This window comes from Prevotella sp. HMSC077E09 (assembly GCF_001814685.1).
Classification (GTDB): Bacteria; Bacteroidota; Bacteroidia; order Bacteroidales; family Bacteroidaceae; genus Prevotella; species Prevotella oris.
This window is the reverse complement of sequence record NZ_KV817582.1, coordinates 131,372-142,910: the sequence shown is the minus strand read 5'-3', so window position 1 is coordinate 142,910 and position 11,539 is coordinate 131,372. Positions and strand designations below refer to the sequence as shown.

At 40.2% G+C, this 11,539-nt stretch carries 10 protein-coding genes; 3 read left to right on the top strand and 7 right to left on the bottom strand.

From position 1 onward, the window contains the following. Nucleotides 1-406 precede the first annotated feature (406 nt). Nucleotides 407-1,846: a 23S rRNA (uracil(1939)-C(5))-methyltransferase RlmD gene (rlmD, locus tag HMPREF2983_RS10765; protein ID WP_070668263.1), complete on the top strand. Its 1,440-nt coding sequence runs from the start codon at nucleotides 407-409 to the stop codon at nucleotides 1,844-1,846. Nucleotides 1,847-1,876: 30 nt separating this feature from the next. Further along, nucleotides 1,877-3,007 (top strand): porin, encoded by a 1,131-nt coding sequence (locus tag HMPREF2983_RS10760; protein ID WP_070668260.1) that lies wholly within the window; start codon nucleotides 1,877-1,879, stop codon nucleotides 3,005-3,007. Between the two features lie 113 nt (nucleotides 3,008-3,120). Here the strand turns inward: HMPREF2983_RS10760 and pyrF are convergent, their stop codons facing one another. From pyrF to HMPREF2983_RS10725, 7 genes are all read right to left on the bottom strand, one after another. Further along, on the bottom strand, nucleotides 3,121-3,945 hold the full coding sequence (pyrF, locus tag HMPREF2983_RS10755) for an orotidine-5'-phosphate decarboxylase (RefSeq protein ID WP_070668257.1): 825 nt from the start codon (nucleotides 3,943-3,945) through the stop codon (nucleotides 3,121-3,123). 162 nt (nucleotides 3,946-4,107) lie between these two features. Then, the gene (gene prfA / locus HMPREF2983_RS10750) at nucleotides 4,108-5,220 is read right to left on the bottom strand and encodes a peptide chain release factor 1 (RefSeq protein WP_004376279.1); all 1,113 of its coding nucleotides are present in this window, start codon (nucleotides 5,218-5,220) and stop codon (nucleotides 4,108-4,110) included. A gap of 365 nt (nucleotides 5,221-5,585) precedes the next feature. Continuing rightward, nucleotides 5,586-6,749, bottom strand: a complete 1,164-nt coding sequence (locus HMPREF2983_RS10745) for an AIR synthase-related protein (RefSeq protein WP_025879515.1) — start codon at nucleotides 6,747-6,749, stop codon at nucleotides 5,586-5,588. 19 nt (nucleotides 6,750-6,768) lie between these two features. Further along, nucleotides 6,769-7,515: a shikimate dehydrogenase family protein gene (locus tag HMPREF2983_RS10740; protein WP_070668254.1), complete on the bottom strand. Its 747-nt coding sequence runs from the start codon at nucleotides 7,513-7,515 to the stop codon at nucleotides 6,769-6,771. 23 nt (nucleotides 7,516-7,538) lie between these two features. Then, nucleotides 7,539-8,273 carry a bifunctional demethylmenaquinone methyltransferase/2-methoxy-6-polyprenyl-1,4-benzoquinol methylase UbiE gene (gene ubiE / locus HMPREF2983_RS10735; protein WP_070668251.1) on the bottom strand — a complete coding sequence of 245 codons (735 nt, stop codon included), beginning with the start codon at nucleotides 8,271-8,273 and terminating at the stop codon, nucleotides 7,539-7,541. Nucleotides 8,274-8,291: 18 nt separating this feature from the next. Continuing rightward, nucleotides 8,292-9,242, bottom strand: a complete 951-nt coding sequence (locus tag HMPREF2983_RS10730; protein WP_018920117.1) for a phosphoribosylaminoimidazolesuccinocarboxamide synthase — start codon at nucleotides 9,240-9,242, stop codon at nucleotides 8,292-8,294. An 8-nt stretch (nucleotides 9,243-9,250) separates the two neighbouring features. Then, on the bottom strand, nucleotides 9,251-10,297 hold the full coding sequence (locus HMPREF2983_RS10725) for a PhoH family protein (protein ID WP_070668249.1): 1,047 nt from the start codon (nucleotides 10,295-10,297) through the stop codon (nucleotides 9,251-9,253). A gap of 106 nt (nucleotides 10,298-10,403) precedes the next feature. Here HMPREF2983_RS10725 and HMPREF2983_RS10720 point away from each other — a divergent pair, with 106 nt between their 5' ends. After that, nucleotides 10,404-11,213, top strand: coding sequence for a DUF5715 family protein (locus HMPREF2983_RS10720; RefSeq protein ID WP_070668246.1), 810 nt, complete (start codon nucleotides 10,404-10,406; stop codon nucleotides 11,211-11,213). Nucleotides 11,214-11,539 lie beyond the last annotated feature (326 nt).

Genomic DNA, 11,539 nt, shown 5'->3' with positions numbered 1-11,539 from the left:
ATAACAAGCGTTCTTTGTTAGGCAGAAAACAGCGAAACCAAGTAACTCGCTCGTTTCTAAATCGTTACCAGTTTAGTTCTACTAACAAGGTAACTTCTTTATTTTCAACAAGTTGTATTTTAAGAATTATCTTAGCGTGCAATATGACGCAAGTTACAGCGTCATTTGCATCATTTTGTTCTGTCATTCCTATTTTATGGAATAACTGTCTGACAATCAGTAAAATATAAAATATAGATAATCACCATTTAGATAAGATGAGAAGAACTGCTTTTTGAATGTTGATGTGTACATTAAATAGGGGAGGGTTGAATGTAAACTTGCTGTATCATGGAAAATAAAATATACCTTTATTATAGGATTTTGAGATTAATTTATTAATTTTGCACATAAGCAAACAAGAATAATGACAAGGAAACATAAGCCATACCCAATTTTAGAAAACGTTACTATAGAGGCTGTTGCAGCTGAAGGGAAAAGTCTTTTTCATCACGAGGACAAAGTAGTCTTTGTTCCGTTCTGTGTTCCTGGTGACATCGTTGATGTGCAGATTACCAGAAAGAAACACAGTTTTATGGAGGGAAAAGTCGTAAAAGTGATTGAATACAGTAAGGTACGCGAGACTCCGATGTGTGCACATTTCGGTATATGTGGTGGCTGCAAGTGGCAAAATCTGCCCTATGAGGAGCAGTTGAAAGCCAAGCAACAGCAAGTCTACGACCAACTGACGCGCATTGGCAAGATAGCACTTCCAGAGTTTAATCCCATTATGGGAAGCGTAAAAACAAAGGAATATCGTAACAAATTAGAGTTTGGCTGTGCAAATAAACGTTGGTATACCAAGGACGAAATTGCTGCTATGCCACCTCGTGAGGAGGGAACAGAGGGTAATTTGAACGAGAGTGCCATTGGTTTCCATATCACGGGAGCATTTGATAAGATATATCCTATTGAGAAATGCTGGTTGATGGACGATCTCCATAACCAGATTAGAAATGAGATAAATCGTTATGCAAAGGAACAAGACCTTGCATTTTATGATATCAGAGCACAACATGGATTGCTGCGCGACTTAATGATGCGCAATTCAAACACAGGGGAATTCATGCTGTTGGTGCAGTTCCACTATGATGAAGAGGGCGACGAAGAGAAAGCAATGGCACTGCTTCAGCACATTGCAGATGCTTTCCCGCAAATTACCAGCCTGATTTATGTGGACAATCAAAAGGGTAATGACACTTTCGGTGACTTGGAACTGACGACTTTCAAGGGTACAGATTTCATCTATGAGACTATGGAAGACCTGAAATTCAAGGTTGGGCCGAAGAGTTTCTATCAGACAAATACCGAACAAGCTTATCATCTTTACAGTGTAGCCCGGGCCTTTGCTGCACTCACAGGAAAGGAATTAGTCTATGATTTATATACGGGAACGGGAACAATTGCTAACTTTGTGGCTCATCAGGCCAAGCAAGTAATTGGTATAGAATATGTGCCGGAGGCTATCGAAGATGCTAAGGAAAACAGCAAGGTCAATGGCATAGACAACACTTTGTTTTATGCCGGCGACATGAAAAACATCCTTACAGACGACTTTATCCATGAACATGGGCGTCCGGATGTCATCATTACCGATCCTCCACGTGCAGGGATGCACCCTGATGTCGTTCAGGTTATTCTGAATGCTGCACCAAAGCGTGTGGTCTATGTAAGCTGTAACCCTGCAACTCAGGCGCGAGACCTGCAATTGATGGATGCAGATTACAAGGTGACAGCTGTGCAACCGGTTGATATGTTCCCTCATACGCCACATGTTGAAAATGTGGTTCTGCTGGAAAGAAGATAACAAAAATATTAATTTTCTAATTCATGAATTATGGTGAGAAAAGGCTTATGCGTTGCATTGCTCGTGCTTGTCACACTGTCAGGTAGTGCACAGAAGAAAGAATGGTTCAGCAACATTAAACTCTCAGGCTATGGAATGACCCAGTATCAATATACTGATCAAGAGGGAAGCAAAGGCAATTCATTTAATCTGCGATTGTTCCGTTTGTCTTTAGACGGACGTATCTTAAATGATTTTTATTGGAAGGCTCAGGCCCAATTCAATGGAAACACATCGACATTGGGAAGCAGTCCACGTCTTGTAGACCTATTTGTGGAGTGGCAGAAATATGATTATTTCAAGGTGAAGTTAGGCCAATTTAAGCGACCATTCACGTTTGAAAATCCCATTCATCCCATTGACCAGGGATTTATGTGCGTGGGACAAATCACATCGAAACTGGCCGGTTTCAGTGACAGAAGCGGTGAACAGCCCAGCAACGGCCGCGATATAGGTCTCCAAATCCAAGGTGATTTCCTCAAGAATGCAGCGGGGCGCAACCTTTTACACTACCAAATAGGGGTGTTTAACGGCCAAGGTATCAATACAAAAGATGTTGACCAGCGCAAGGATATCATTGGTGGCATTTGGGTAATGCCCGTAGACGGTCTGCGATTAGGTGTCTTTGGCTGGGAAGGTTCAGTGGCCCGTAAGGGGAATTGGACGGATGATGCAGGTGTAACACACACTGGAAAGGTTCGTTCTTTGCCTAAACATCGCTATGCTGTCAGTGGCGAATACAAATTTAATGATTGGACTTTGCGCTCTGAATATGTTCATTCAACGGGATATGCATTTGCTAAATCCATCACTAATACGAACGCACAGGATCCCAATTTTACGAATTGCAATGTGAATACTACCTTGGGGAATAAGGCAGATGGCTTCTATGGATTAGTTATAGCACCTGTCATTCAGAAGAAATTACATGTGAAAGCACGCTACGACTTGTACCGTCCAAGTGCAGAGTGGGATAGGGCTCGTACCCAGTATGAGGTTGGAGCAGATTATCTTTTCCACAAGAACCTTCAAATTAATGTGGAGTATGCCCGCATCAACGACCGTGCGTTGTCAAAGCATAACTATAACATGATTGATGTTGAAGTCGACTTTAAATTTTAAATACAATGTAAGCTGATTAATAATCTATGATAAAAGGATTGCAGGGTTGCTAAGGAAAGAGACTGAAACAATATATAAACACTTGCCGACAACTTTGCAATCATGTCATATAACTACTGCAAGCGCGAGAGTTCAATAGCCATTTGCTGTTGCAATTCTTTAGCACTGTCTGCGGCTTTCTCTGCGAAATCTTCATGTTGGCCGGCATAGATAATGCCACGAGAAGAATTAACTAACAAGCCACAATCTGCCGTCATTCCATACTTGCAGACTTCCTGGAGACTACCACCTTGTGCTCCAACACCAGGAACTAAAAGGAAGTGATCAGGCGCTATCTTTCGAATATCCCGGAACATTGCACCTTGTGTAGCACCAACAACATACATCAAGTTATCCGTGTTGCCCCATTCCTGACTCTTTGATAACACCCTTTCAAACAGACGCTGACCATTATAGGATGTGAAAAGCTGGAAATCCTGACTGCCTTTATTACTGGTCAAAGCCAATAAAATGACCCACTTTCCTTCATATTCAAGGAAAGGTTTTACACTGTCTTCACCCATGTAAGGTGCAACGGTCAGTGCATCGAGATCATATTCTTCAAAGAAAGTCTTGGCATACATGCGGCTTGTATTGCCAATATCACCACGTTTGGCATCTGCAATTATGAAATGATGAGGATAGTGTTCCTTCAAGTAATTGATTGTTTTTTCGAAAGCAATCATTCCTTTTATGCCATAGCATTCATAGAATGCAAGATTAGGTTTGTAGGAAACACAGTATGGAGCGGTCGCATCAATAATAGCTTTATTGAAAACGAAAATAGGATCATCTTCATCCAACAGATGCTTCGGTATTTTATTTAGGTCGATATCTAAACCTACGCACAGGAAAGACTTCTTGTCGAAAATCTCTTTTATAAGTTGTTCTCTGTTCATGTTATTTCTGTTTTTCAGTTTTTGGCAACTCTGTTTTGACCTTATCCTTTCGATGAGTAGAAATCATGAGCCGCATAAAATCATCAGCCTGAATTGTACGTTCCTGCTGCTCTTGATCCTCATTCTTCTTTGTATATTTAATGCCCATCTCCGTTTGATAGTTTAGAGTTCATTTTCTTTAAGCTTTTCAGCGTTTTCTGCTACAGTCAATGCATCTATCATATCCTGAATATTTCCACCCAAGAAACCTTGAAGATCATGTGTGGTATAACCAATTCTATGGTCTGTTACGCGCCCTTGTGGGAAGTTGTAGGTTCTGATTTTAGCCGATCGGTCACCTGTTGAGACCAAACTTTTTCTTCTGTTTGCAATATCATCAACATACTTCTGATGTTCGCGGTCATGAATAAAAGTATAGAGGCGACTCAAAGCACGCTCTTTATTCTTGGGTTGATCACGCGTTTCTGTACATTCAATCAATATCTCTTCAACCTCACCTGTGTTAGGATTCTTCCAGGGATAGCGCAAACGGACACCGGACTCCACTTTATTAACGTTCTGACCACCGGCACCACTTGAGCGGAAAGTATCCCACTTGATGTCTCCCTCATTGATATTCACTTCAAATTTATCAGCTTCAGGTAACACGGCAACAGTAGCTGCACTGGTCTGCATACGGCCGTTTGACTCTGTTACAGGCACGCGTTGAACACGATGGACGCCACTTTCATATTTCATGGTGCCATATACATCAGTGCCACTGATAGCAAAATCGATCTCTTTATATCCACCTACAGCTCCCTCTGAAACATCAGTGACACTGAGTGTCCAGCCCTTCATATCGCAAAAGCGCTTATACATGTTGAACAGATCCCCTGCAAATAAAGCTGCTTCATCACCACCTGTTCCTGCACGTATCTCCATTTGAACATTCTTTGCATCCTCAGGATCCTTGGGGATTAAGAGTAGTTTTATCTCTTCTTCCAATTGCGGTTGGAGAGTTTCATTCTGCTGTAACTCTTCACGAGCCATATCTTTCATGTCGCTATCGCTCTCATTCGCAAGTATATCCTTTGCCTCACGGATAGAATCGAGACATGCTATGTATCGTTTTCGGGCGTTCATGATATCGCCTAAATCTTTCCATTCCTTGGTAAGCTTTACATAACGTGTCTGATCTGCAATTACATCTGGGTCGGTAATCAACGTACTAACCTCTTCAAAACGGCTTTCAAGGCCGTCTAACTTTTCAAGTATACTATTATTTTCTGGCATATATTTTAATTTTACTTATGAATATCATGTTGTGAATACGGTTTTAACATCTATCTTTCTGCTTCCAAGGGGTTGGAAAGCCGCTTTTTTCAGTTTTCTGCTCATCCAAGGGGTTGGAAAGCTATTTTTTTCAGTTTTTTGTTCATCCGAGGGGTCGGAAAGCCATTTTTTCCAGTTTTCTGTTCATCCGAGGCCTCGGAAAGCCGTTTTTTCCAGTTTTCTGTTCATCCGAGGGGTCGGAAAGCCGTTTTTTCCAGTTTTCTGCTCATCCGAGGGCTCGGAAAGCCGTTTTTTATTTTTTACCCCATCAAAACCCAAACAGATTCTTAAACTGAATTCACGTATATAATGTTGTGGCAGAGTATTCAATATTCGAAAGTCCCAAACTCGGAATGAATAGTGAGACTACGCTTTCCTTCCTCTATATGGCCAACAACCTGTGCTTCAATATTAAAGCTTTTACTGATGGTTATCACCTTATCTGCAATCTCCGGACGCACGAATATTTCCATTCGATGTCCCATATTGAACACTTGATACATTTCTTTCCAATCTGTTCCAGAACAATCCTGAATGGCTTTGAACAATGGAGGAGTAGGGAACATGTTATCTTTTATCGCTTTACAATTGTCACCAATGAAGTGTAAAAGCTTTGTCTGTGCACCTCCTGTGCAATGTACCATTCCGTGAACTTCTGGACGAAGCTCGTCCAAAAGCTTCTTGATAACAGGCGCATAGGTACGGGTAGGAGAGAGCACAAGCTTTCCTGCATTAATTGGGCTACCTTCCACGGCATCTTCAAACTTGTACTTTCCACTATAAACCAATTCTTCCGGTACTGCATGGTCATAGCTCTCCGGATAACGTTCTGCCAGATATTTGGCAAACACATCATGCCGGGCACTGGTCAATCCATTGCTACCCATGCCTCCATTATACTGCTTCTCATAAGTAGCCTGTCCTGTAGAACTAAGACCAACGATTACATCTCCAGGACGTATATTGGCATTGTCTATGACATCACTTCGCTTCATGCGACAAGTAACTGTTGAGTCAACAATAATCGTTCTGACAAGATCTCCGACATCAGCAGTCTCTCCACCGGTAGGGTAAATGCCGATACCCATATTCCTCATTTCTGCAAGTAACTCATCTGTTCCATTGATTATGGCTGATATAACCTCGCCGGGAACCAACATTTTATTTCGCCCAATTGTACTTGAAACAAGGATATTATTCACAGCGCCAACACACAAAAGATCATCTGTGTTCATGACAATTGCATCCTGTGCAATACCTTTCCAAACGCTAAGGTCACCAGTTTCTTTCCAATACATATAGGCTAATGACGACTTCGTTCCCGCACCGTCAGCATGCATGATATTACAGTATTCTGGATCATTTCCTAAGATATCAGGGATGATTTTGCAGAAAGCCTGCGGGAAAAGACCTTTATCTATATTCTTAATAGCATTATGAACATCTTCCTTGGCAGCACTGACACCACGCATCATATATCTATTATCCATATCTCTTGTCATATAAAATTTATTCTTTTCTATTCCAAAATTTCCAACTTTCAAAGGCCTGAAGCAGCAACATTTCCAAGCCATTCTTTACTGTAGCCCCATATTCTGCTCCCTTATGCATAAACAAGGTCTCATCCGGATTATAAATCAAATCATAAAGTAAAGTATGGCTGTCCATAGCTTCATAGGGTAGGGCGGGACATTCGTCTGCTTTAGGATACATGCCACATGGAGTACAATTTACAATAACTTTATATTCTTGGAGTAATTGAGGCGTAACAGATTGGTACTGTATAGTGCCTGGACGCTCAAACCTACTGACCAATAATGTTTCCAATCCAAGAGATTCCAAACCGTATTTAATAGCTTTAGAGGCACCGCCGGTACCTAAGATTAAGGCCTTTTTATGGAATCTCTCTAAAAGAGGTTCTATGCTTTTAGTAAAGCCAATGACATCACTATTGTAGCCTTTCATGAATGTTTTATTCCCATTATGGTTCACCCTAATAACATTGACCGCTCCAATGTTTTTTGCTTCGGGACTGATTTCATCAAGAAAATCTATTATCTTTTCCTTATAAGGTATGGTCACATTCAGGCCTTTGAGGTCAGGGTTCTGCGCAATAATTTCAGGAAGACAATCCAAACTGGGTATTTCAAAGTTGCAGTATTGTGCATCAATTCCTTCATTTTGAAATTTTTCATTGAAGAACCCTATAGAAAAGGAATGTCCGAGTGGGTATCCTATAAGACCATATTTATCCATAGTTGATAGGTGAGATTTAATTCTTACTTCGTTGCAAAATACATTGTACAAATACCAAAGGTAAGCCTTTTGAAGCTCGCATTCTTAAAACCAGCTTTCCTAAGGATATCTAACATCACTTCACCTTGCGGAAAAGCCTCTATAGTTTTGGTCAGATAGCTGTATGCACTGGTATCTTTTGAAATTAATTTCCCATATACAGGGAGTATCGTATGTGAGTATAGCTTAAACAATTGCTTCATGGGGAAACTCACAGGTGTAGTTAATTCCACAATGCTTAGATGACCATTAGGTCGCAAAACACGATACATCTCGCTCAAACCTTGGTCAAGGTTCTGAAAATTACGGATACCGAAAGCAGCCGTAACAGCATCGAAAGAATTATCATCGAATGACAAATGTGTACAATCATCCTTTTTGAAAGAAACAATATGCTGTAGCCCTTCAGCTTCAACTTTCTTCTGTCCGATCTTCATCATCCCCTCACTGATATCTATTCCAATCATTCTTTGAGGGCGAAGTTCTTTTGCAGACAGTATAGCGAAATCACCTGTACCCGTTGCAATATCCAAAATTGTTTTCGGTTGAAAGGGCAAAAGCTGGCGAATTGCTTTCTTTCGCCAGCCTTTATCTATATCCCAAGAGAGACGGTGATTTAGCGTATCATATGTCGGGGCAATGTTATCAAACATTTCCTCAACCAACTTTCCTTTCTCACCCTCCTTACCGTAAGGCTTTATCTCTTCTTGTTTATACATGCAATGCCTTTAAATAAATTATCTGACTGTCTTCAGATAAGTTGCAACATTATTCTCTATTCTCGCTGCAATATCTCCACATTCAATGCTTCTATCAAACTTTTCTCCAGTAATATGCTCATACAGTTCAATGTATCTATCACTGACGCTGTCAGCATATTCGTCAGTAATCTCGGGCATTTGCTGTCCTGGTTCATTCATAAAGTTATGCTCAATCAACCATTGGCGTACAAATTCCTTTGACAACTGCTTCTGAGGCTTTCCTGCTGCAAGTTTCTCTTCGTAGCCTTCAGCGTAAAAATAACGACTTGAGTCTGGTGTGTGGATTTCATCTATCAAATAAATCTTTCCATCACGCTTACCAAATTCATATTTTGTGTCAACCAAAATCAGTCCTTGCTTAGCAGCTATCTCCTGTCCACGCTTGAAGAGTTTCTTGGTATAATCCTCTATAATTTCGTAATCTTCTTTTGAAACAATCCCTTGTGCTATAATTTCTTCCTTGGAAATATTCAAGTCGTGCCCCTCATCAGCCTTTGTCGTCGGAGTGACGATTGGCTCAGGGAATTTCTCGTTTTCACGCATCCCATCAGGAAGTTTAACGCCACATAGCTCACGACAACCCTCTTTATAAGAACGCCAAGCACTGCCTGTGAGAATAGAACGGATAATCATCTCAACGCGAAAGCCTTCACATTTAAGCCCAACTGTTACCATAGGGTCAGGAGTTGCCATTTTCCAGTTTGGACAAATGTCACTTGTCGCATCCAGAAATTTAGCAGCAATCTGGTTCAACACTTGTCCCTTGAACGGAATTCCCTTTGGCAAGACCACGTCAAAAGCAGAAATTCTGTCGGTTGCAACCATTACCATCAAATCGTCGTTGATGTTATATACATCACGAACTTTACCATGGTAAACACTTTTCTGTCCATCGAAATGGAAATCTGTCTTTGTTAAAGCTTTCATTTTCAATATTAATTAAAGTCGTTGTCTGAATTTTCTAATATTGTATATTCTTCTTCTAAGTTCTGGTTTCTTCGCCCTTTGGGAGGCTTTTGTCTTCTTTCCTCACGCTCCTGGTCTTTCACTTTGTCAAAAGCATCATAGGCATTAACAATCCGAGTGACAAGCTTGTGCCTTACAATATCTTTCTGGGAAAGATTAATCACGCTTATACCTTCTACTTTACCAAGAATATGCAATGCTTCCTTAAGACCGTTTTTCTGTTCTTTAGGCAAATCTATTTGGGTCATATCACCCGTGATAATCATCTTCGTATTCCAGCCCATTCTGGTCAGGAACATTCTTATTTGCTGCGGAGTTGTGTTCTGAGCTTCATCCAAAATAACTACTGCATCACTTAATGTGCGTCCGCGCATAAAAGCGAGTGGGGCAATCTGAATAACATGTTTTTCCATCATGTCCTGCAATTTGACTGCCGGTATCATATCTTCAAGCGCATCATATAAAGGTTGAAGATAAGGATCAATTTTATCTTTCATGTCGCCAGGCAAGAACCCCAACTTTTCACCAGCTTCGACAGCAGGCCTGCTCAAGATGATTTTCTTTGCAGTTTTCTCCTTGAGTGCCTTTACTGCCAGGGCAATACTTAAATAAGTTTTTCCCGTTCCGGCTGGACCAACAGCGAATATCATGTCATTTTTAGAAAAGGCATCAACAAGTTTCTGCTGATTTCCCGACCGACTTTTAATCGGTCTTCCCGACACACTGTAAACCAAAACATCCTTAACACCTTCAGCTTTAGTCTTTCTGCCTTTTATAATGTCAAGGATATCTTCATCGGAAATGGAATTATATTTTAGCACATGTCTTTGTATTGAAGCCAAATCTTCCTCTATTTTAGCCATCTCTTCCTCGTCGCCAAGAATTCTAATGACATTGTCCCGCGCAGCAATTCTCAGTTTGGGAAAGAGAGATTTAATCATCTGCAGATGACTGTTATTGACGCCATAGAAAACAACAGGATCAATATCTTCAAGAAATATATGCTTCTCTATCAATGTATAAGCTTCTTAAAATTTACTTGCAAAAGTAGAGTTTTTTTTTGAGATTACAAAATATTTGGTCTATCTTTGCACTGCTGAATAAAAGTTTATTTATAGGGTCATGAAGATTTCCAAAAATCGATTTTTACAGGGTTTCGGCCTTAGTGTTGTCTTTCTTAGTTTCATTCGATGTCTTTTTCCGTCGATTGCCAACAAGGAAATACACCCAGATGGCATCATGGAGAAATCGACGTTGCCCCAAACAGACACACTCAACACGCATCAAACAACGGCGCAATATACTCAAACAAAGTCTTCTCAACCACATGCTTCAATCTTTTTTAATGCTGATGGCTCGGTTGTAAAAAACAGGATTTACAGTGTACCAAACTTCGGTAAGGCATTCCCTGACCAGAACGATGTGCAACTTCTGTCTGCTCAGGCATTAGGTGTTAATCCGGTTGCAAACCGTGAAGAGGCAGAAAACAGAAAGGAAGAACTTGTATATGTTGGTGGAAATCCATATTATTATGTTGACAACTTAAAGTCAAGTATTCCTTATCTGGTGCCCAAAGCCGCCATACTGTTACAGGATATCGGGCACAACTTTTTTGATTCATTGCAAACTAAAGGCATCCCTTTGCATAAGATTATCATCACGAGTGTCATGCGTTCTAAAGAGGATGTAGATAAACTTCGAAACCATAATGGCAATGCAACAGTAAACAGTTGTCATCTTTATGGAACAACGGTAGATATTTGTTACAATAGATATAAAACTGTAGAAGCACCTAATGAAAAGCATCGTTCTGTACAGAATGACACATTGAAATGGGTTCTCAGCGAGGTATTGAACGACATGAGAAAACAAAACCGCTGCCACATCAAGTACGAAGTTCATCAAGGTTGTTTTCATCTTACCGTGAAATAGGGTGAACATCTTAGAATTTATCTTTCATATAGCATTAATTTATCATAATAATGATTATATAACGAAATGCAAATTAGACGATAACACAATACATATTGTATTTACATCTGAATAAACATAGCTTATCATCAAAATTATCCTGAATTTCAATATCGTTCAGGTTGGTTTTTAATTTGCATCAGATTAGCGTGTGATTTGCATCAGAATACAGTGCTATTAGCATCATATGACTGCATAACTTGACGCAAATTAAAAATCATCATATAACACTTTGATTTCCAATATCTTGGAACATAGTTACCATTACGATTGATAAAACGGGAAAA

Excerpts from the sequence above, each read along its gene's own strand:
- rlmD (WP_070668263.1), top strand. The coding sequence starts at position 407 with ATGACAAGGAAACATAAGCCATACCCAATTTTAGAAAACGTTACTATA.
- HMPREF2983_RS10760 (WP_070668260.1), top strand. The coding sequence starts at position 1,877 with ATGGTGAGAAAAGGCTTATGCGTTGCATTGCTCGTGCTTGTCACACTG.
- pyrF (WP_070668257.1), bottom strand. The coding sequence starts at position 3,945 with ATGAACAGAGAACAACTTATAAAAGAGATTTTCGACAAGAAGTCTTTC.
- prfA (WP_004376279.1), bottom strand. The coding sequence starts at position 5,220 with ATGCCAGAAAATAATAGTATACTTGAAAAGTTAGACGGCCTTGAAAGC.
- HMPREF2983_RS10745 (WP_025879515.1), bottom strand. The coding sequence starts at position 6,749 with ATGGATAATAGATATATGATGCGTGGTGTCAGTGCTGCCAAGGAAGAT.
- HMPREF2983_RS10740 (WP_070668254.1), bottom strand. The coding sequence starts at position 7,515 with ATGGATAAATATGGTCTTATAGGATACCCACTCGGACATTCCTTTTCT.
- ubiE (WP_070668251.1), bottom strand. The coding sequence starts at position 8,273 with ATGTATAAACAAGAAGAGATAAAGCCTTACGGTAAGGAGGGTGAGAAA.
- HMPREF2983_RS10730 (WP_018920117.1), bottom strand. The coding sequence starts at position 9,242 with ATGAAAGCTTTAACAAAGACAGATTTCCATTTCGATGGACAGAAAAGT.
- HMPREF2983_RS10720 (WP_070668246.1), top strand. The coding sequence starts at position 10,404 with ATGAAGATTTCCAAAAATCGATTTTTACAGGGTTTCGGCCTTAGTGTT.